The 21731-nt window shown below is 59.3% G+C and carries 17 protein-coding genes and 1 riboswitch; of the genes, 8 read left to right on the top strand and 9 right to left on the bottom strand.

All coding sequences use genetic code 11. The features are described 5' to 3' along the window. Positions 1-30 precede the first annotated feature (30 nt). Positions 31-1647: an L-aspartate oxidase gene (gene nadB / locus HU755_RS16270; protein ID WP_186634444.1), complete on the top strand. Its 1617-nt coding sequence runs from the start codon at positions 31-33 to the stop codon at positions 1645-1647. Here the strand turns inward: nadB and HU755_RS16265 are convergent. Continuing rightward, positions 1616-2068: a protein YgfX gene (locus tag HU755_RS16265; RefSeq protein ID WP_186634441.1), complete on the bottom strand. Its 453-nt coding sequence runs from the start codon at positions 2066-2068 to the stop codon at positions 1616-1618. The genes nadB and HU755_RS16265 overlap by 32 nt on opposite strands. Then, the gene (locus HU755_RS16260) at positions 2052-2306 is read right to left on the bottom strand and encodes a succinate dehydrogenase assembly factor 2 (RefSeq protein WP_186548888.1); all 255 of its coding nucleotides are present in this window, start codon (positions 2304-2306) and stop codon (positions 2052-2054) included. Before HU755_RS16260 ends, HU755_RS16265 begins: the two co-directional genes overlap by 17 nt. Before the next feature lie 150 nt (positions 2307-2456). Here HU755_RS16260 and HU755_RS16255 point away from each other — a divergent pair, with 150 nt between their 5' ends. Beyond that, positions 2457-3398, top strand: coding sequence for a folate-binding protein YgfZ (locus tag HU755_RS16255; RefSeq protein ID WP_186634438.1), 942 nt, complete (start codon positions 2457-2459; stop codon positions 3396-3398). 34 nt (positions 3399-3432) lie between these two features. Further along, a complete protein-coding gene (locus tag HU755_RS16250) occupies positions 3433-4254 on the top strand; it encodes an HDOD domain-containing protein (RefSeq protein ID WP_186621925.1) in 822 nt (273 codons plus the stop codon). Positions 4255-4353: 99 nt separating this feature from the next. Here HU755_RS16250 and HU755_RS16245 read toward each other — a convergent pair whose 3' ends face one another. Both HU755_RS16245 and HU755_RS16240 read right to left on the bottom strand, forming a co-directional pair. Then, entirely contained in the window at positions 4354-5739 is a 1386-nt protein-coding gene (locus HU755_RS16245; RefSeq protein ID WP_186548895.1) for a sensor histidine kinase, read from the bottom strand. Further along, on the bottom strand, positions 5732-6403 hold the full coding sequence (locus HU755_RS16240; protein WP_186548897.1) for a response regulator: 672 nt from the start codon (positions 6401-6403) through the stop codon (positions 5732-5734). Before HU755_RS16240 ends, HU755_RS16245 begins: the two co-directional genes overlap by 8 nt. 448 nt (positions 6404-6851) lie before the next feature. On the opposite strand from HU755_RS16240, the gene HU755_RS16235 reads away from it, so the two are divergent. From HU755_RS16235 to HU755_RS16220, 4 genes are read left to right on the top strand one after another with little or no spacing between them, the layout of a single operon-like run. Beyond that, a complete protein-coding gene (locus HU755_RS16235; protein WP_186548899.1) occupies positions 6852-7829 on the top strand; it encodes a tripartite tricarboxylate transporter substrate binding protein in 978 nt (325 codons plus the stop codon). Between the two features lie 56 nt (positions 7830-7885). After that, positions 7886-8344, top strand: coding sequence for a tripartite tricarboxylate transporter TctB family protein (locus HU755_RS16230; RefSeq protein ID WP_186634435.1), 459 nt, complete (start codon positions 7886-7888; stop codon positions 8342-8344). Between the two features lies 1 nt (position 8345). Further along, entirely contained in the window at positions 8346-9860 is a 1515-nt protein-coding gene (locus HU755_RS16225; RefSeq protein ID WP_186548904.1) for a tripartite tricarboxylate transporter permease, read from the top strand. Further along, entirely contained in the window at positions 9853-10887 is a 1035-nt protein-coding gene (locus HU755_RS16220; RefSeq protein ID WP_186548906.1) for an AbrB family transcriptional regulator, read from the top strand. The genes HU755_RS16225 and HU755_RS16220 overlap by 8 nt, the downstream gene beginning before the upstream one ends. A gap of 90 nt (positions 10888-10977) precedes the next feature. Here HU755_RS16220 and ung read toward each other — a convergent pair whose 3' ends face one another. Further along, on the bottom strand, positions 10978-11670 hold the full coding sequence (ung, locus tag HU755_RS16215) for a uracil-DNA glycosylase (protein WP_186548908.1): 693 nt from the start codon (positions 11668-11670) through the stop codon (positions 10978-10980). A 132-nt stretch (positions 11671-11802) separates the two neighbouring features. Here ung and HU755_RS16210 point away from each other — a divergent pair, with 132 nt between their 5' ends. Beyond that, positions 11803-12915 carry an enoyl-CoA hydratase/isomerase family protein gene (locus HU755_RS16210; protein ID WP_186634432.1) on the top strand — a complete coding sequence of 371 codons (1113 nt, stop codon included), beginning with the start codon at positions 11803-11805 and terminating at the stop codon, positions 12913-12915. A 69-nt stretch (positions 12916-12984) separates the two neighbouring features. Here the strand turns inward: HU755_RS16210 and HU755_RS16205 are convergent, their stop codons facing one another. The 4 genes from HU755_RS16205 to HU755_RS16190 all read right to left on the bottom strand — a co-directional run bounded on the left by HU755_RS16205 (position 12985) and on the right by HU755_RS16190 (position 21229). After that, positions 12985-18525 (bottom strand): calcium-binding protein, encoded by a 5541-nt coding sequence (locus HU755_RS16205; RefSeq protein WP_186634429.1) that lies wholly within the window; start codon positions 18523-18525, stop codon positions 12985-12987. Between the two features lie 2 nt (positions 18526-18527). Further along, positions 18528-19382, bottom strand: coding sequence for a hypothetical protein (locus tag HU755_RS16200; protein WP_186634426.1), 855 nt, complete (start codon positions 19380-19382; stop codon positions 18528-18530). Between the two features lies 1 nt (position 19383). Continuing rightward, the gene (locus HU755_RS16195; protein WP_186634423.1) at positions 19384-20628 is read right to left on the bottom strand and encodes a glycosyltransferase family 4 protein; all 1245 of its coding nucleotides are present in this window, start codon (positions 20626-20628) and stop codon (positions 19384-19386) included. Positions 20629-20824: 196 nt separating this feature from the next. After that, complete coding sequence (locus HU755_RS16190; protein WP_186548917.1) at positions 20825-21229, bottom strand: hypothetical protein; 405 nt, start codon at positions 21227-21229, stop codon at positions 20825-20827. A gap of 349 nt (positions 21230-21578) precedes the next feature. Further along, a riboswitch (guanidine-I (ykkC/yxkD leader) is annotated at positions 21579-21679 on the top strand. Positions 21680-21731 lie beyond the last annotated feature (52 nt).

Genomic DNA, 21731 nt, shown 5'->3' with positions numbered 1-21731 from the left:
GACCCGGGTCGCTTTGAGCGGAATCCTGAAATGAGCCAACAGTTCCAACACGATGTTCTGGTCATTGGCAGCGGTGCTGCCGGTTTAAGTCTCGCGCTGACCCTGCCCGGTCACCTGCGCATTGCCGTGCTGAGTAAAGGTGATCTGGCCAACGGTTCGACGTTCTGGGCGCAGGGCGGTGTCGCCGCCGTGCTTGACGATACCGACACTGTCGAATCCCACGTCGATGACACCCTGAATGCTGGTGGTGGGCTGTGCCATGAAGACGCGGTGCGCTTCACTGTCGAGCACAGCCGTGAAGCGATTCAGTGGCTGATCGACCAAGGCGTACCGTTCACGCGAGACGAACAGTCCGGCACCGAAGACGGCGGTTTCGAGTTTCACCTGACCCGCGAAGGCGGCCACAGCCATCGACGCATCATCCACGCCGCCGACGCCACGGGCGCCGCCATCTTCAAGACCCTGCTGGCCCAGGCAAAAGAGCGTTCGAACATCGAACTGCTGGAACAGCGTGTCGCCGTCGACCTGATCACCGCGCGCCGCCTGGGACTGGAAGGCGATCGCTGCCTCGGCGCTTATGTGTTGAACCGCGCCACCGGCGAAGTCGACACCTACGGCGCACGCTTCGTGATTCTCGCCTCGGGCGGTGCCGCCAAGGTCTACCTCTATACCAGCAACCCCGACGGTGCCTGCGGCGACGGCATTGCCATGGCCTGGCGCTCGGGCTGCCGGGTGGCGAATCTGGAATTCAACCAGTTTCACCCGACCTGCCTGTATCACCCACAGGCCAAGAGTTTTCTGATCACCGAAGCCCTGCGCGGCGAAGGCGCACATCTGAAGCTGCCCAATGGCGAGCGCTTCATGTCGCGCTTTGATCCGCGCGCCGAACTGGCACCCCGGGACATCGTCGCCCGCGCCATTGACCATGAAATGAAGCGTCTGGGGGTCGACTGCGTCTACCTCGACATCAGTCACAAGCCCGAATCGTTCGTCAAAAGCCACTTCCCCACTGTTTATGAGCGCTGCCTGGGCTTCGGCATCGATATCACCCAACAACCGATCCCGGTGGTGCCCGCCGCGCATTACACCTGCGGCGGCGTGATGGTCGATCAACACGGCCGCACCGACGTGCCGGGGCTGTATGCGATTGGCGAAACCAGCTTCACCGGCCTGCACGGCGCCAACCGCATGGCCAGCAATTCGCTGCTGGAATGTTTCGTCTACGCCCGTTCGGCGGCAGCGGACATTCTCGCGCAACTCGACGACGTCGCGGCGCCTAACGCCCTGCCTGCCTGGGACGCCAGCCAAGTGACGGATTCCGACGAAGACGTGATCATTGCGCACAACTGGGATGAATTACGGCGTTTCATGTGGGACTACGTCGGTATCGTACGCACCAACAAGCGCCTGCAACGGGCCCAGCACCGTGTGCGCCTGCTGCTCGACGAGATCGACGAGTTCTACAGCAATTACAAGGTCAGCCGTGACCTGATCGAGTTGCGCAACCTGGCGCAGGTCGCCGAACTGATGATCCGCTCTGCCATGGAGCGCAAGGAAAGCCGCGGCCTGCATTACACTCTCGACTACCCGAACCTGCTGCCCGAGGCCCTCGACACTATTCTGGTGCCGCCCACCTACGTCGGCTGAACTTGAGCCGCACTCGCAGGCGGCGGTGAATATCCGCCGCCTGCGAGTCCCGCGGCACGCAGATCGATCTGACCCGCCACTCCCCACGCAAACGAAAGCGCAACACCACGATCAGCGGCAGCGCCAGACTGTCCGGGCGCAGTTGCACCGCTTGCCAGCCATTGGCCTGGCTCCACAATTGCCAGCCGTCGGCGTCACGACGCAACCCGCAAAAAGCGTTCGGATGACTCAGCAGAATCTGCCTGGGCAGCACCCAAACGCCATGCAGCACACAGCCGAACGCCGCGAGCAGACTGGCCCAGAGCGGAATCGACAGCAGAAACACAGAACCCACGGCGAACGCCTGAGCCAGCAGATACGCCGCCAGCAACTGCCGTGAGGCATGCCAGCGACATTCGAACGTATTACTTGGGCTGGACACGGTCCAGAATCATCCGGACCATGCGTTGCAGTTCGGGATCGTCCGATTCGCTGCGCTCCATGAACCAGCCGAACATGTCCTGATCCTCGCAGGTCAGCAGACGCACATACAGATCGCGATCCACCTGGTTCAACGTCGCGTAGACCTCCTGCACGAAAGGCACCAGCAACACGTCAAGTTCAAGCATCCCGCGACGGCTGTGCCAAAAGAGGCGATTGAGTTCAACTTGTTCGACCATGGAGCCCTCCTCAAATTTGCCGGGCAGTATACAGCCCAGACGCGGGCCGCACAGTCGGCTTTGGTCGGGCACCCTTGATCCTTTATCAACTACCCATTTCAACAACGCGCCCTTATGATGTGCCCCAGTCTATTTACCCTGCGATGACCCATGGCCGATTCTGCTTTTTTCTGCACCCTGTCTCATGAAGGCGTACTCGCGGTTCGCGGTGCGGACGCCGGAAAATTCCTGCAAGGCCAGTTGACCTGCAATATCAATTACCTGAGTGACACCCGCGCCAGCCTCGGCGCCCGCTGCACGCAGAAAGGCCGGATGCAGTCCAGCTTCCGCATTCTGCTCGAGGGTGACGGGTTGGTTCTGGCGATGGCCAGCGAATTGCTCGAACCGCAACTGGCTGACCTGAAAAAGTACGCGGTGTTCTCCAAATCGAAACTGACCGATGAAAGCGCCGCCTGGGTGCGCTTCGGCGTGGAGCATGGCGACGCAGTCCTGACCGGTATCGGTCTGGAACTGCCCGCCGAAACCGACAGCGTCGTGCGCAACGACGGCCTGATCGCGATTCGCGTCTCGCCGCAGCGCGCCGAACTCTGGGTGCCTGCCGATCGAGCTGACGCGATCAAAGGGACACTGTCGACCGAGCTGCCTGAAGCGCAATTGAATCAATGGCTGCTGGGCCAGATCCGCGCCGGTATCGGCCAGGTCATGCCGAGCACGCGCGAACTGTTCATTCCGCAAATGCTCAACCTGCAAGCGGTTGGCGGTGTGAGTTTCAAGAAAGGCTGCTACACCGGCCAGGAAATCGTCGCGCGCATGCAGTACCTGGGCAAACTCAAGCGCCGTCTGTATCGCTTGAGCCTGGACAGCGCCGAGCTGCCCGAGCCGGGCACGCCTCTGTTCGCGCCGAGCCATAACAGCTCGATCGGTGAAGTGGTCCTTGCGGCCAGTGCCGCAGGAAACATTGAACTCCTGGCAGTGTTGCAGGCCGAAGCTGCCGAAGCCGGCGATTTGCATCTGGGCGCCCTCGAAGGCCCCGCGTTGCGCGTGCTCGACCTGCCTTACGAACTGGATCGCGACCGCGAAATCCAGCGTTGATCGCAGCATTGTTGCAACACCCTAGAGAGTCTAAATGAGCGAACTGGCGGAAAAGGTCCAACAGGATTTGGTTGAGGCCATCGATAACGATGACCTGGTTCTGCCCACGCTGCCGGAAGTGGCACTGCAAATTCGCAAGGCGGCCGAGGATCCGGAAATCAGCGTCAGCGACCTGAGCAAAGTGATCGGTCGTGACACGGCGCTGTCTGCGCGCCTGATCAAAGTGGTCAACAGTCCGTTGCTGCGCGCCGCGCAGGAAGTCACCGACCTGCACACCGCCATCACTCGACTGGGCATCAATTACAGCAGCAACCTGGCGATCGGCCTCGTGATGGAGCAGATTTTCAACGCTCGCTCCGAAGTGGTAGAACAGAAGATGCGCGACGTCTGGCGCAGCAGCCTGGAGATCGCCGGCGTCAGCTATGCGCTGTGTCGTCGTCACACCCAGCTCAAGCCCGATCAAGCGGCGCTCGGCGGGCTGGTGCATCAGATTGGTGTGCTGCCGATTCTGACGTACGCCGAAGACCACAACGAACTGCTTTCGGATGCGGTCAGCCTCACCCATGTGATCGAGCAGATTCATCCATTGCTGGGTGAAAAGCTGTTGCGGGTCTGGGAGTTTCCCGAACGTCTGGTGCAACTGCCGTTGCTCTATCAGAACTTCGAGCGCGACTCGGCGAGCATTGATTACGTGGATGTCGTGCAGGTCGCGAGTCTGTATTGCCACAAGGACAGCGACCATCCGTTTGCGCGGATTGACCCGTTGAGTGTCCCGGCATTCAGGAAGTTGCGGATCGATCCGGAGAACAAGCAATTGTGCGCGGACCTGGAAGAATCGCGGACGATGTTCTACTGATCCGGAACCCAAGCGCGACTTTCGCGAGCAGGCTCGCTCCCACAGGAACGATGCATTTTAAATGTGGGAGCGAGCCTGCTCGCGAAGAGGACACGGCGCTCACCCGGCAATAAAGCTGACCCGCACCTTCAACCCCGCCCGCTCGCCATCATGCAACGTGATTTGTGCCAGATGCGCCCGGCAGATCTCGCCGACAATCGCCAGCCCCAGGCCCGATCCCGCCACTTGCTGATTACGCCGGTAAAACCGTTCGAACACCCGGTCGCGCTCTTCCAGCGGGATCCCCGGTCCGTCATCTTCGACCTCAAGCACCGCCGGCGCCGTCACGCGCAATATCACATTGCCGCCCGATGGCGTGTGCGCCAGCGCGTTATCCACAAGATTGCTCAGCAGCTCATTGAGCAGGGTCGGCTCGCCGCGCAGCCACACGGGTTCGTCGGCCTCCAGTGCCAGCGCCACGCCACGCTTGTGCGCAAGCGGTGCCATGGCCATGCCCAGTTCCCGGGCCAACTGACTCAGATCAAGCAACTGCGCGCCGCCCTCGGCAATTGCCCGGGCGCCGTTTTCGACACGGGCCAGCGATAGCAACTGATTGGCCAGATGCGTCAGGCGATCGGTGCTTTGCGCCGAAGATTCCAGGGTTGTGCGCCATATCTCGGGCTCATTGGAGCGCAGGCCCAGCTCCAGCCGCGCTTTCAATGCCGCCAACGGCGTGCGTAATTCGTGGGCGGCATCAGCAATGAACTGCGCCTGCCGCTCGAACTGACCGCGCAGGCGTTCGGTGAAATGGTTGAGCGCGCGAACCAAGGGGCCTAACTCATGCTGCACTTCCACCAACGGCAGTGGGCGCAAGTCGTCGGGCTGGCGCTCTTCCACCGCAGTACGCAAGCGCTCCAGCGGGCGCAACGCCGCACTGACTGCGAACCACACCAGCAATAACGCACCCACGGCCAGCATGCCCAGACGCAGCAAAGTATCGGCCGCCAGACTGCGCGCCATGCTTACCCGCGCCTCGTCGGTTTCGGCGACGCGGATCTCCGCCATGCCGTTCATGTTCGGTTCGGTCACGGCTTTGAGCAGGCTGACCACGCGCACGTTCTGGCCGTTGTACTTGGCGTTGTAAAAGCGTGCCAGTGCCGGATAGCTGTCGGTGCGGGGCGTGCCGGGTGGCGGGCCGGGGAGGTTTTCGTAGCCGGAAATCAGCTTTTGATGGATGTCGTTGACCTGGTAATAAATGCGCCCGGCGCTGTCATAGGCGAAGGTGTCCAGCGCCACGTAAGGCACGTCGGCGCTGAGGCTGCCGTCGCGTTGCGACAACCCGGCAGCAATGGTGCGCGCTGAGGCCAGCAGCGTGCGGTCATAGGCGGTATCGGCAGCTTCGCGACCGTTCCAGTACGCACTCAAGCCACTGGCGAGCATCAGCACTACCAGTAACCACCCGAGGTTCCACAGCAACCGCCAGCGCAGACTGCTGGGCTTATGCATCGCGACTTTCCAGCAAGTAGCCGAGGCCGCGGAAGGTCACGATGGCCACGGGATGGCCGTCGAGCTTCTTGCGCAACCGGTGCACGTAGATTTCGATCGCGTCCGGACTGGCTTCTTCGTCAAGACCGAAGACCTGGGCGGCCAGTTGCTCCTTGCTCATCACCCGCCCCGGCCGGGCGATCAACGCTTCGAGCACGGCCTGTTCGCGCGAGGTCAGCGTCAGCAATTCTTCGCCAAGGGTGAAGCGCCGGGTGTCGAGGTCATAGGCCAGCACGCCACAGCGCTGCTGACGCTCACCGCCCAGGACACTGCGGCGCAACAGGGCTTTGACCCGCGCTTCCAGCTCCGTCAGTTCGAACGGCTTGGCCAGGTAATCGTCAGCGCCGAGATTAAGGCCGTGCACCCGATCCTTCACATCGCTGCGCGCGGTCAGCATCAGCACCGGCAGGTTCTTGCCGCGCGCACGCAGGCGCGCCAGCACTTCGAAACCGTCCATGCGCGGCAGCCCGACATCGAGGATCGCCACGGCGTATTCCTCACTGCCGAGCGCCAGGTCGGCGGCCACGCCATCGTGCAGCACATCCACGGTCAGACCGGTGCTCTTGAGCGCCTGCGCGACACTTTCGGCCAGTTGCAGATGGTCTTCGACGAGCAGGACACGCATGGATTTTTACCTCGTTCTGGGATGGCCAACGCCACGCTTTGCCGCGGAGTTTACAGCCGCAACCGCCGCTGTGAAGCCCGAAAACCGTGAAAGTCGGCTGAAAGGTTAGCGAAAGGTTAGCCCGTTAGAGTCGGTTTACGGACAGTTTCGACTGCCGTCGCTGCTGCCACACAGCGCACGAAGAACGCCACGAAGCGTTTTCGACCAATAAGAACAATAAACGGAGCACACCCGCATGCCGTCCATGCAACCCAGGGCTATCACACAGGCCCACCCTCCCCGCTACAACTCCGCCCTGGCCGATATTTGCGTGCCGGGCCACGCCGATTTCCCTTCCGATATACCCGTCAATGCGCCCGCGCTGCGAAAACCTGCGCCTGTTGCTGAGCCAAGCGTTGCCCTTTGGTAATTCTGCACGTCCATAACAACAACTCCCAAGGAGACTCAGATGAACTTATCACTGCGTAAAGTTGCTCTCGCCGCTGGCGCGATGCTATTCGCCGGCCAACTCATGGCCGAACCGAAACGCCCGGAATGTATCGCGCCGGCCTCCCCGGGCGGCGGTTTCGACCTGACCTGCAAACTGGTGCAGAGCGCACTGGTCAATCAGAAATTGCTGACCAAACCGATGCGCGTGACCTACATGCCCGGCGGCGTCGGCGCGGTGGCCTACAACGCCGTGGTCGCGCAGCGTCCGGCCGATGCCGGCACGCTGGTCGCCTGGTCGAGCGGTTCGCTGTTGAACCTGGCTCAGGGCAAGTTCGGCCGTTTCGATGAAACCAACGTGCGCTGGCTCGCGGCCGTCGGCACCAGCTATGGCGCCATCGCCGTTAAAAGCGATTCACCTTACAAGACCCTCGACGATCTCGTTCAGGCCCTGAAGAAAGATCCAGGCTCGGTAGTCATCGGTTCCGGCGGCACCGTCGGCAGCCAGGACTGGATGCAGACTGCACTCATCGCCAAGGCCGCCGGGATCAATCCGCGCGAGCTGCGTTACGTGGCGCTCGAAGGCGGCGGTGAAATCGCCACCGCCCTGCTCGGCGGCCATATCCAGGTCGGCAGTACCGACATCTCCGACTCCATGCCGCACATCCAGAGCGGTGACATGCGTCTGCTGGCGGTGTTCGCCGACAAGCGTCTCGACGAGCCGGAAATGAAGGACATCCCGACCGCTCGCGAACAGGGCTACGACATCGTCTGGCCGGTGGTGCGCGGCTTCTACCTCGGGCCAAAAGTCAGCGACGAAGACTACGCCTGGTGGAAAGACGCGTTCGACAAACTGTTGGCCTCCGACGAGTTCGCCACCCTGCGCGATCAGCGTGAACTGTTCCCGTTCGCCATGACCGGGCCGGAACTGGACACCTACGTGAAGAAGCAGGTTGCGGACTACAAAGTGCTGGCCAAAGAGTTCGGCCTGATCCAGTGATCGTCTCTGTCTAGCGGCTGCGTTCCCGGCTCCGGGGACGCGGCACAGGAGCTCCCATGCTTATTCAACGTATTTTCGCCTCGGTGCTGTTGCTGGTGTGTGCCGGCCTGGCTCTGATGGCGTGGCCGTACCAGGCGGCTTTTTCCTACGAACCGGTCGGCCCTCGCGCCTTCCCGCTGTTGATGCTCGGCCTGATGGGCGCGGCCCTGTTGTACATGGTGTTCCGCCCGGCATCGATCAAACACAGCGACGACGAGCCGCCACTGGATCGTGAAACCCTGACCAAGATCGCGGTCTGTGTCGCGTTGTTGCTGGTGTTTGCCGGCACCTTCGAACCCCTTGGCTTCATCGTCGCCAGCATCATTACCGGTGTGCCGATGGCCCGTCTGTACGGCGGCCGCTGGCTACCGAGTGTAGTGATCATCAGCCTGATGGCGATTGGTCTCTATCTGCTGTTCGATCGCTTGATGGATGTTCCGCTGCCCCTCGGCCTGCTCAGCGTCCTGGAGAACTGATATGGATACCCTTGGCTATTTGGGTCAGGGCTTCGGCGTTGCGCTGAGCCCGTACAACCTGGTCACCGCACTGTGCGGCACCCTGATCGGCACCGTCGTCGGCCTGCTGCCGGGCCTCGGCCCGATCAACGGCGTGGCATTGCTGATTCCCATCGCGTTTGCCCTCGGTCTGCCACCCGAGTCGGCGCTGATCCTGCTCGCGGCGGTATACCTGGGCTGCGAATACGGCGGACGCATCAGTTCGATCCTGCTGAACATTCCGGGTGAAGCATCCACCGTAATGACTACCCTGGACGGCTACCCGATGGCCCGCAAAGGCCTGGCCGGTGTCGCGCTGTCCCTGTCGGCGTGGAGTTCGTTCATCGGTGCGTTTATCGCCACTTGCGGCATGGTGCTGTTTGCGCCGCTGCTGGCGAAATGGGCGATCGCCTTCGGACCTGCGGAATACTTCGTGTTGATGGTGTTTGCGATTGTCTGTCTCGGCGGCATGGCCGGCGATCGACCGTTGAAAACCTTTATCGCGGCGCTGATCGGTCTGTTCCTTTCTACCGTCGGCATCGACGCCAACAGCGGTGTGTACCGTTTCACTGGCGACAACATCCACCTGACCGACGGCATCCAGTTCGTCGTGCTGGTGCTGGGCCTGTTCTCGATCAGCGAAATTCTGCTGCTGCTGGAAAAAACCCACCACGGCCAGGAAGCGGTGAAAGCCACCGGCCGCATGATGTTCAACTTCAAGGAAGCGGCGTCGGTCTTCGTGGTCAACGTCCGTTGCGGCGTGCTCGGTTTCATCATGGGCGTACTGCCGGGTGCCGGCGCAACGCTCGCCAGTGCCGTGGCCTACATGACCGAGAAGCGCATCGCCGGCGCCAGCGGTAAATTCGGTGAAGGCGACCCCCGCGGGCTCGCCGCGCCGGAAACCGCTATCGGCGGCGCGGCGTGCGGCGCACTGGTGCCGATGCTGACCCTCGGCGTTCCGGGTTCGGGCACCACCGCGGTGATGATTGGCGCGCTGTCGCTGTACAACATCACCCCGGGTCCACTGCTGTTTCAACAGCAACCGGACATTGTCTGGGGCCTGATCGCTTCGTTGTTCATCGCCAACGTCATGCTGGTGATCCTCAACATTCCAATGATCCGCGTGTTCACCCGCATCCTCGCCGTGCCGAACTGGGCACTGGTGCCGGTCATCGCGATCATCACCGGGATCGGCGTTTATGCGGTTCACGCCACCACCTTCGACCTGTTCCTGATGATTGGTATCGGCATCTTCGGTTACATCCTGCGCAAGCTGGACTTCCCGCTGTCGCCGCTGCTGCTGGGCTTCATCCTTGGCGGCCTGATGGAACAGAATCTGCGTCGCGCCCTGTCGATTTCCAATGGCGCTCTGGAGATTCTCTGGTCGAGTCCGATCACCTTCGGTTGCTGGATACTGACGGCGATCATGCTGTTGATGCCGATAATTCGTATCTGGCGCAAACGTTCGGCTGCGCGTCGCGTCATCGCGGATGTCTGATCGCCTCTCCCTGAAAGCCTGGTGGGGCACCCCGCTGGTCGGTCTGCTGGGCGGCTACATCGCCAGCCAGATCGGCTGGCCGCTACCGTGGATGGTCGGCTCGTTGCTGGCGATCATCCTCGTGCGCTGCCTGACGCCCTGGCAACTTGCCGAAATCCCTGGCGGCCGCAAGTGCGGCCAGTGGATCGTCGGTATCGGCATTGGCCTGCATTTCACCCCGCAAGTGATGGAGCAGGTGCTTAGTCATTTCGGTTTGATTTTCTTCGGTGCGTTGGTCACCAGCCTGTCGGCAGTGGTCGGCGTGTGGCTGATGCGGCGCACCGGCGAGGACCGCGCCACGGCGTTTTTTTCGAGCATGCCCGGTGGTTCCGGGGAGATGGTCAACCTCGGCGCGCGCAATGGCGCTCTGCTTAGCCATGTGGCGGCGGGACAAAGTTTGCGCGTGCTGGTGGTGGTTTTGTGCGTGCCGGCGGCCTTCAAGTATCTGCTCGGCGACGGCACGCCGATGTCCCATGCCGGCAGCGTGGATTGGCGCTGGCTGGCGCTTCTGTTTCCTGCGGGCGCCCTGCTCGCCTGGCTCTGGCAACGTCTGCGCCAACCCAACCCGTGGCTGTTCGGGCCGCTGCTGGTAAGTGCGGCGGTGAGCATCGGCTGGGATCTGCACATCGGCTTGCCCGACGGCGGTAGCCAGATCGGCCAATGGCTGATCGGCAGCGGCCTGGGTTGTCACTTCAACCGGCAGTTCTTCCGGCGCGCGCCGTCCTTTATGGGAAGGACGCTGATCGGTACGGCGCTGACCATGCTGATCGCCACACTGGCGGCATTGGGCTTGAGTGCCCTGACCCATCTGGATTTGCGTTCGCTGACGCTGGGCATGATGCCCGGCGGAATTGCCGAGATGAGCCTGACAGCGGAAACGCTGCAATTGTCGGTGCCACTGGTGACGGCGATGCAGGTGATGCGGCTGTTGTTTGTGCTGTTTCTGGCGGAGCCGCTGTTCAAGTATTGGAACCGCAATCCAGAGTAGGTCTGAAGACCGAGTTGCCCCTATCGCGAGCAGGCTCACTCCTACATTGGAATGCATTTCCCTGTAGGAGTGAGCCTGCTCGCGATGCCTTTAAATCGGCGGAAGGCGCCACTCGATCGGCGTTTCGCCATTCTGCTCGAGAAACTTGTTGGTGCGGCTGAAATGTCCGCAGCCCAAAAATCCGCGATACGCCGACAACGGCGACGGATGCACCGAGGTCAGCACCAGGTGTTTGGTCGCGTCGATCAGCTTCTGCTTGCTCTGTGCATGGGCGCCCCAGAGCATGAACACCAGGTGCGGCTGCTTTTCGCTGACCACTTCGATGATCCGGTCGGTGAAGTGCTGCCAGCCCTTGTCCTTGTGCGCATTGGCATTGGCGCGCTCGACGGTCATGGTGGTGTTGAGCATCAACACGCCCTGATCAGCCCAGCTCTGCAAATAGCCGTGATTGGCAATGTCGATGTTCAGGTCGCGCTTCAACTCTTTATAGATGTTGACCAGCGACGGCGGCGCCGGCACGCCCGGTTGCACCGAAAAGCACAGACCATGGGCCTGGCCCGGGCCGTGATACGGATCCTGGCCGAGGATCACCACTTTCACTTTATCCAGTGGCGTCGAATTCAGCGCATTGAAAATCATCGGTCCCGGCGGATAGATTTCCTTGCCGGCCGCCCGCTCCTGCTGCAGGAAGTTGCGCAACTCTGCCATATAGGGCTGGTCGAACTCAGCACGCAGTGCCTCCTTCCAGCTTGGTTCGAGTTTGATACGGTCGTCAGCAGTCATGGTCATACCCGGCAAAAACAATGGGGCGAACCCTAGGAAAGCCGACCACGCTTGTCAATTGATCTGACGCAGATCAGGCACGTTCCCACGCAGCGATCATACTGATCGTTCAAATTTCCGAGCGAGGTCACGATGAATCTGCACTTCGAAGAACTCACCGGCACCGATGGCGCCCGCCTCGGCATCGCCACCCTCGATGCTGAAAAGTCGCTGAATGCGCTGTCATTGCCGATGATCAACGCCTTGAGCGACAGGCTGCACGCCTGGGCCAACGACCCGCAAATCGTCTGCGTACTACTGCGCGGCAACGGCGCCAAGGCATTCTGTGCCGGTGGCGAAGTGCGTAGCCTGGTTGAAGCCTGCCGTGCGCACCCCGGTGAAGTGCCGCCGCTGGCTGCGCAGTTTTTCAGCGCCGAATATCGCCTGGATTACAGCCTGCACACCTATCCAAAACCGCTGATCTGCTGGGGTCACGGCTATGTACTGGGCGGCGGCATGGGTTTGCTGCAAGGCGCGAGCACACGGATCGTCACACCGAGCAGTCGTCTGGCGATGCCGGAAATCAGCATTGGCCTGTACCCGGATGTCGGCGCCAGTTGGTTTCTCGCCCGGCTGCCGGGCAAGCTTGGCCTGTTTCTCGGTCTGACCGGCGCGCACATCAATGGCCGAGACGCGCTGGACCTGGATCTGGCCGACCGTTTCCTGCTCGACGAGCAACAACCGCAACTGATCGAAGGCCTGCTGCAACTCAATTGGCAGGAACAGACCGCCATGCAGCTCAACAGCCTGCTCAAGGCTCTGCAGCAGGAAGCAGTTGAGCAAATGCCCGAAGCGCAGTGGCTGCCGCGCCGTCAGCAGATCGACGAACTGCTCGACGTCAGCGATGTAGCCTGTGCGTGGAAAGCCATCAGTCTGCACCGCGACAGCAACGATCCGCTGATCGCCCGCGCGGCGAAGACCATGACCGAGGGCTCGCCGCTGACCGCGCATCTGGTCTGGGAACAGATCAGCCGCGCGCGGCACATGTCGCTGGCTGAAGTGTTTCAGATGGAATACACCCTGAGCCTCAATTGCTGCCGTCACCCGGAATTCAGCGAAGGCGTGCGCGCCCGCTTGATCGACAAGGACCAGAAACCGCACTGGCATTGGCCGGATATCAATAACGTGCCGGAGGCGGTGGTCGAGGCGCATTTTCACAAGGTCTGGGAGGGGCGGCATCCGCTGGCGGATTTGACCCAGTATTGAAATTGACCCATTGCCCGCGATGGCGACTGGCTTTCAATCGCGGGCTGGCTCAATCGGGCGCCCTGCGACTCAGACATTCAGTTGGTAAAACTGGATGATTTGCGTCATCGCCCGCTGTGCGTCATCGTCGCCCTTTATCAGAATGTCCTCGTCATCCCCTAATGGCGGAAGAGGATGCAGACGTTCAGCTATTTGCGTTGCGGTGTAGTCTTGAATCGTCGTTCCGTCGCTAACTCTTATGAACCCGATGGCACTTTTTTCTCCGGAAAAATGACTGGCAACCCGAATCTTGGGAGCCATACCGTAATCCACCACGATCACTAGATCATCACGCTCACGGTGAAACTTCAGGTTGTCGATAGTCAGCCTGCGCTCGGAAAAATCGATTCCATCCCGTCCGCCCCCATTGTTGATGATCACGTCTCTGCCCAAGCCATCGTATTGGTAAATATCATTACCAGCGCCGCCGGACAGCGTGTCATTGCCCGCCCCACCTGACAGCAGGTCATCACCGGGGCCACCCGTGAGCAAGTCATCACCTTGCATGCCGCGGATTTCTCCTGCCCCGCTTATCGTGTCATTGCCACGACCGCCAACTAACGGGAGAGCTCGGCCATCTCGTATGGATGTGTGGCGCGAAGAATTGTTAACGACTACGCCACTATGAGAAGTGTCAGGTGCGGGGCCCAACTGACTCGATGTCAGGAGCTGCTTCAAACTGACGCTCGACCCATCGGCGAATTTTATGAGTTCGATACCGGCGCCCTCCAGATCGCCGGCGCTGGGCAAGACAATGCGGACTTTTTGTGTCCCGCCCCATTTGATATCGAGCGTCGAGTAGAGCATTTTCGCCCGAGGTGGATGGCGATAAGCACCGCGCGTTGGACTGGGCGCCAGCTCAATGTTGGTCGTTTCGATTAACGCAGCACCCCAGCTAAACTGCAGCGCATCGCGCTTTGCTTGTGCTGGGAGAACGACCGTATCCTGATCGACCAACCCGAATTCGTCCCTCCAGTCCGCCACCCCCACTTCTGGCCGAAGGAACACAGGGTTCAGCACATCCGCAATCGTGGTCGTTGCTCCGGCATGCGCTTGCACTATGTAAGTGTCGGCGCCGTCTTCGCCGTAAAGCCAATCATCTCCTGCCCCGCTGATCAGATAGTCGGTGCCCTTGGAACCCAGCAACGTATCGTCACCTGCCCCAGCGGATAAAAACGCGCCCGGTGTTCTGTCACCGGGAGCACCGTAATCAAGTGGGGAGCCTGCGTAAGCGACGATCAGGTCGTCTCCCGCACCGCCGTGGAAAACATTTTCAACTTCGACATTGACTCGTCCACCGACATCGTCGCCGTGGACGATTTTGTTTTTGATCGTCGTATTTTCGACATGCAGGCGCAATTCCTTGCGCACTGTTTCGCCCGAACCGAAGCTTCCGGCCGGATAGATGTACCAACCTTTGATACCGCCTGCGTCGTTCCAGTCCTCTACGACCACTTCGCCGGTTGTGAACACAAAACCACTGGCAGAACCGGATTCATAATAGCGAGGCTCTTTGCTTGAAGATGGCGTTGCGCCCTCGGTTCTTACATCTTTATGTTCGACCCGAGTTGTTGAGCTTGCCTGTCTTTCACTGAACACGGCTTGCCCGACACTAGCGCCCATCCATGGCGGCGTTGCAGCCAGTGCCGCCGTTTCGACGCTGTTACTTAGCAAGTCGGTGTGAGTGGTGTAACCGGTGTCGCTGGTGAAGACATGGCTACGTACCCAGACGCCTTGATCGTTCAGGGTAAAGCCTGTTGCATGTCTGCTGGCGGAGCGTCTTGACTTGATTTGCGCGAGGAATCTGTCTGCCCAGTCAGTGGGCTGATCAGATGCCACCGGGCGTTGCACCGCTGTGGTTATATCGTCTGGCTGAATCGGATCCGCAACTTCAGAGGCATTGATAAAATCGGTGGTTCCCATCGCGGTGACAACTTCCGATACGGGTAACTCGGGCCCCTCTATCGGTGGCAGTGTTTTGCGCAAGACGTCTTCATAGCCAAGTACAACGCCGTCGCGGAAGCTGAAAGTGGAATCCTTCCACTGCTCGTGATGCTTGATGAGCATTGCGTCGCCCGCGCCGTTGCTCAGCCGCAGCATCTTGCCTGTGGAGCCTTCAATGATGTCGGCTTTCAGGCTTTGCGCGTAGAAGCCGGCGCCGAATCTTACAACGTTGCTGCCACCGGAATCGGTAACAACATCCAGGCCATCGCCTGCGCCGAAATAGTAGATATCTGCGCCATCCAGCCCTTCCAACAGGTCATCGCCCGCACCGCCATCAAAAACGTTATCACCGGAGTCGCCGCGAAGCTGATCCGTCCCTTCAGCACCCAATAACGTGTCGTTGCCACCGCCACCCAGCAAAGTGTCATTGCCTGAACCGCCGTCCAGATAATCGGCGCCGTGACTGGTTTCATCTGTTTGGCCGTAGTCGCCGACTAGAAGGTCATCGTCCGCGCCGCCATACAGCGTGTCGGCACCGAAACCACCGAGTAACGTATCGTTTCCCTCATCGCCCTGCAGGTAGTCATTATGGGTTCCACCCGGTTGCAAGTTCGCGGCATCGCCATCCAACGCATCGGCCCCTGCGCCACCGATCAATGTATCGGAGCCACCCATGCCTCGCAGGGTGTCGTCCCCCTCGCCACCATCAAGGAAATCATCCCCGTGATGTTCAATTGCGTCAGTGAGGTAATCCGCGGTCAGGTCGTCGTCACCTGGGCCGCCCAATAACCGGTCATCGGCGCCGCCGCCCCAGAGCGTGTCGTTTCCCGCACCACCGTCCAGTAGATCGCGCCCATAGACATGGGCCGCGTCACCGGCGCTGCCGGACAGAATCCAGTCATCCCCTTTCAGGTCGTCATTTCCCGGCCCGCCATACAACGCATCGCTTCCACCATTACCGGCAAGTTGATCGTCGCCAGTGCCCCCTTCCAGCACATCGTGGCCATGGTGTTCGCTTGGAAGTCCGTCGAACAAGGCGAGGTTGTCGCCCATCAGTGTGTCGTCACCACTTCCTCCGACAAGCGTGTCATCCCCCCCATCCCCGGCAAGCAAATCATCTTCCGTTCCGCCATCGAGCAGATCTGCGCCCCAACCGCCATGGAGGACGTCCCGACCACCCTGACCGTAAAGAACGTCACTGTCGCCTTGCGATGGGCTAACCAATGAGGCCTTGGAAAACACCGTGCGGTGTCTGGAAACATCGCCCACGAGATTCTTGATTTGCTTGAAACCCCATCCCTCGTTGACAGATCCAGTCGTATCGTCTCCGGATAAAACATCGTCACCTGCTCCCCCAACCAGCGTGTCTCGATTGCTTCCCCCCAGCAATACGTCCCGGGTGGCACTACCGATCAACAGGTCATCACCGGCCCCTCCATCAAGCCAATCACCTCGGCCCGCCTTGCCTTTTGAATCGCCAGCGGCCAGGGCTTTTTCGAGCGTGGTCTGCTTGTCGCCAAATAACCGATCGTCTCCAGCCCTGCCGAACAATCGATCAGAACCGCCCATGCCGAGAATGACGTCGTCTTTCGCGGAACCGTAAAGTACGTCTGCCTTGTTTCTGTGTTTCACGTCGGCGAGCGGCACGACATTGCCCAACCCATCAAAGGCAAGTTGATCGCCGGGGACATCGAGTTCGGTATCTTTGGCTTTCCAGTCGCCCTGGAGCGTCAGATCCGCAACGGTGACCGGCTGCCCCTGGTACTCAGACAGGTGAATGCCAAGCATCCCGGGCTGGAAGTTCTTGATGACTACCAGATCGCTCTGGCCGTATTTGATGTTGAGCGTGTCTTCAATAAGCGTCAGGGTGATGGCCTGATCCTCGGTAGACCAGATATTGCTCAAAGGCGCCCGGCGCTTGAGTGAAGGAATCGGCGCGCCGTTGATCCACAGCTGCCCATTCGCATTGGCCTCAAAAATCTCGTCGATGCCATCGCCACTGGCGAACTCGTAGCGATCGCTGCCTTCGCCACCGATCAGAGAATCGTTACCTTTCCCTCCGAGCAGAACATCATCACCGGCCATTCCGTACAGCGCATCATTGCCGTCGCCTCCGGCTAGCGAGTCATTGCCGCGGCCGCCTTCAATGACATCGTTACCGGCCATGCCATTGATCGAGTCATTGCCCTCGCCGCCATACAGATGATCGCCATTTGCGCCACCGGCGAAAGATCGTCCGCCGTCGTCACTGAACATGGCCAGCGGGTTCAACACACCGGTGGTCATCAGCGCCTGTTGACCAGAGGCGAGATCGGAGTAGGAAAACTTCTGCAGCGAGTGCTCTGCGAACGAGCCGCGGGTTCGGGCAATCAAACGGGCCAGCATCTGCGCACGATCCGCCAGCCACTGCGCGGTGATAAAACCTTCGCCAGTGTGCGAATCGTAAAGCTCGAGGTTGCGGCCGGGATAACCGTCGGTTCGCTCTATGACGACTTCGCTGAGTTGCTGCAGGGAGTTGCGCAACGCCAGACCGAGCGGCGTCGCCTCGCCTGCCAGTTTTGCCCATGCATTGGCATTGCCGAATTCGCCTATTGTCCGGGTGACGATGCTTTGCGACTGCTCCGGGGAAAACGCCGAGAAGAAGGCGTGAGCATTGCTGGCGAAGGTTTCGTCGGTGGTGGGTGTGGCAGCAGAATCGCCGTCGTAGGTACGCTTGAACATGTCGAGAAATGCGTTCTGGCCGTAACGCAAGATCAGCTCGACCACGGCGGCAACGGACGTGCCTTTCACTACATACTGAATCAGCGGATTAACACTGCCACTGGCGAGCGCGATATTGATTTGCTCCGGCACCACTGAAAGCAGACTTTGCAATGGATTGACGCCGAAATTGCTGATCGCCGCTCGCAGGCCGACGCTATAGGAATCGATCGCGAAGAGAACGTTTTTATAGTCGTCGAGCCTGTTGGCTTTTGCGTAAATCGGCGGGCCGTCATCGTTCACCTCCGGTTCACCAGCAGAGACCAGTCTCCAGGTTTCATAGGGTGGCGTTCCGCCCAACAGGCTGAAACCGACGGTCCCGGACCAGCCGGCGTTTCGTTTCACGGCCGTATCGTCCACCCCGCAAGCCTCCCTGAACAGTGCTTCACCAATCGCGCTGGCGTCGATTTCTGCGATCTGGCTGATTGACGGAACGGTCCAGGGTGCCAGTTGACCGGCAAGGGATCCGTTGATCAGGGTATTGATGAAATTAACGGCGACCTGGTTGGATGAAAGCTGCATCAGATCTTCACTGAAACTTTTATTCAGTCTCAGTTCGCCTTGGCGCGAGGTGTAGCCGCGAATCAGGGCGGAGTAGGCACCGCTTCCACCGTTGGCATCGATGGCCACGGCGAGCCAGAGCCTGGCGTTTTTCAGAACTTTTCCAGCCTCTTTATCGGCAGCGAAAACCTCAGAAACTTTTCCGCCAATAATATCGAATAGTTTTTGATATAAGGGAGCGCAGCTCGCCCCTGCTGATTTCAGTGCAATGTACTCGACATCCTCAGAATCTAACGTCATGCCTTTGCAACTATTTGCCGCATTAAAAATTTCCGATTTTTCCACATCGCTAAAAACATAACTCATCGTTACTTCCTTGTAATAACAGAGCGTGAAAGATAATTACTGAGATACTTGAGCATCTCAGGTGCTTCGCGTAATGACGATGTACCGAGACCTACGCTACCGTGCCCCCCAGCGAAGTCGAAGTTATCCAGATTCACAGTGCAAAAAAAATTCAATTTGCCGAAATCCAGATTTTCCAATTCGATCCTGCTGAGCTTTGCCAGTTTTTCGTCAGTCAGTTGTTCCTCGGAAGCCGGGCGAATCAAGCCATCACACTTGATCAAACGAGGGGTTCCGTCTCGCCGCGGCCAACCAGTAATGACAAACTTTCGTACGGATGACAGATTCTTGAAATGCGGCGGAGGTGCATTAAGCCAAAGTTCCAGTCCCGGGTAATTCTTTAGCTTCACAATCAACTCATCCGGCCAGTTGACGTGTCGATAACCCCGCTCATGGGGTTCAGCGGTGTCCTTTTTGGTGAAAAGCCCGGCATTCAATTTATAAAGCCGCCAACTTTCGGGTATCGACTCCAGGCGCTGATCCTGGTACCGGTGCAGCCCCGTTCCGGTCCACCAGAAAAGCCCCTTGAGAGCAATTGCCAGGCATGCTTTTTTATTTACCAATTCAGGCATGCCAACGTAAAACTCGGGGACCAGCATCTTATCCACATAGGCGCCGCCTAGTATCGGCACCTGCTGCATGCTCGCCAGCTTGTTCTGGCAGGCCTTCTCGTCTGCCTGGTGAACAGCCGCCGACTCGGCGGATTGTTCTTTGCGAATATAAAAATCCGCAACGCAATAACAGGCATACACAAACAGGCCATACTTCAACAACCTTTTAAACCACTTGATCGCTTGCTTACGCGACGCCCTGGACATTTCAAACCTCCCTAGCAAACTCGGGAACGGTTTGTTTATCGCTATGCCTGGACATCGCGCTTTCAAAAATCTCAAAATATTGGCTCACGCCAGATTTCACACTAAACCGACTTGCCGTCAACTTCGCAGCGCGGGCAAGAAAATCGTACTTACCAGAAGACTGCAAAATCTTGCATACATTATTGGCAATTCCTTGATGCTCAAAAAAATCCACCAACACTCCATTAACCCCATCAACGATCACTTCCTTTACCGGTGCCGTATCCGAAGCTACCACCACACAACCCGACGCCATCGCCTCCAATAACGACCACGACAAAACAAACGGATACGTCAGATAAACATGGACTTTCGAACACTGCAGAACCGCTCGGTAAGTCTGGTAAGGAAGCTTCCCTGTGAAATGCACTCTGGCGTGATCAAAACTTACCTCCGCCTCCATCCTGCTGCGCCAATTTGCAAATCCAAGAGGCCTCCCCCCATAACTGACGCCATCACCGCCAACCACGATGATCTGCGCATCGGGGCACTCGGCCTGAATAAGCGGGATCGCCCGCATGAAACTGTGAAAGCCGCGATAAGGCTCAAGGTTTCTGGCGACATAGGTAACGATCCGCTGTCCGGCTCTCAGTTCGACTCCGTTGGGCAACCTGACTGCCCCGACTTCTGCCGGGTCAGAACTTTGAATGACACCTTCGTGAATGACCCGAATCGCCGACCGGTAAGCAGCCGGGAAAAGGCTGCGCTGCCATTGCGTAGGCGCGATGGCGATATCACATTGATCAAGATTCAAAAGATGCAGCGAATTGAGCACTCGCAGCCTTGACGACTCTCTTGTGGCGCGCGGAAATTCAGGATCAAAGCCGGAATCGGCGCCCTGCGCTCGATAGTAATACTCGCAATAGTGAACAAGCGGCGTATCGGGGTAGACGTCCTTGGCGAACAACGTTTCGCCCCATCCGGGATGAGCAAGAATCACGTCGGGCTGATAACCCGACTGCTTCAGCCTGCTCAGAATTTCAAGGACCTTCTGCCCGTCAATCACCGCTTGTTCGTAGCGGATCAGATACGGGTGAATATTGCCGGGCGCTCGGCTGGTCGCTCGATATCGATGGGTTTTCACCCCGACGAGGCCCGGCGCTGTGTCCCGGCCTATCGCCACAACCTCATCACGTCGGGCCATCGCTGCCAGCACCACATGACGGAACTGACCCGGAAAATTTTGATGGATAACCAGAAGCTTCATAGCGCTAACGTCCATTTATCGCCGCTATCGAGCTGAGGATTTCTCGCCTCGTCCGGCATCGACAAACGCTAACAAATGCCACGAAATGAAACTGTAGGACGCTTCCGGGAATGTCTTAGGAGATGGCAAACGTAACCACTTTTCGCCGGGCAAAAAAAAGCGGCGCTTCATGCGCCGCTTTTTTATTTGCGGTTGTTTACCAACGGTTGCCACGGCCGTTGTGGTCACGACGATTGCTGTGGCGGTCGTAGTTGCCGCGACCCCGATGGTCGTTGTCCCAGCCACCGCGACGGTGGCCTTCCCAGCGCCCGCGATCATTGCCGTGCCAGCGACGACTTTCGTAATAACGCGGGGCCGGTTGATAGTGACGTGGCGCCTGGTAATAACGCGGTTGCTGGTAATACCGCGGCGCCGGTTGGTAGTAGCGCGGCTGGGTGTAATAGGTGCCGCCGCTGCGGTAATAAGAGCCGCCACCGCTGTAGTACCCCGGTGCGGGTGATGTGTAGACCTCTGACCTGTAATAGCTGTCTCCATAGGAATAAGGGACGCATCCGCCAAGGGAAAAAAGCATCACGGCAAGCAGTAGGATTCGGCGATACATGGCGGCCTCCTGGACCGCGGGTTGGCCACACCAGCGACGCTGGCAGGCGACAATCATCAATTGGGTGACTGTCGAAGAATCAGACAGCGATTTCGGAATCTGGTGCGTTCCTGCAACAAGTTGAAACAAGTGATTATGAAATCTTGTTAATCCCCAAATGGCCGATCAATTGAACCGCGGACACGCTGCATGACGGTGCAATCGCGCACCACCACGATGCGCCATTGTCGCCCCGCCCACCTCGGCAATCCAGCGAATCCCCGCCCCAGAGGCCTCTGCCGGACTTGGCACGTCTCTCGCTTTAGCAAACCCGTGCAGGAGTCATCACAGGTTCGCGGCACCACAATTTGCAATGGCTGACTAGGGTTCCGGCTCGCAATCGCGAGTGGCTGGTCCGAGAGTTGGCGACCTCCAGTTGAGGTTACACGGCGGGACAAAAGCCCGGGAGACAAGCCACCGTTCGCGGTGCCGCGTTGCCTTCCTGTCCGCCCTCGATCAACTG

This window comes from Pseudomonas sp. SWRI111, from assembly GCF_014268555.1.
Classification (GTDB): domain Bacteria; phylum Pseudomonadota; class Gammaproteobacteria; order Pseudomonadales; family Pseudomonadaceae; genus Aquipseudomonas; species Aquipseudomonas hamedanensis.
The sequence above is the reverse complement of the archived record's forward strand: the minus strand, read 5'-3'. Positions and strand labels throughout refer to the sequence as shown.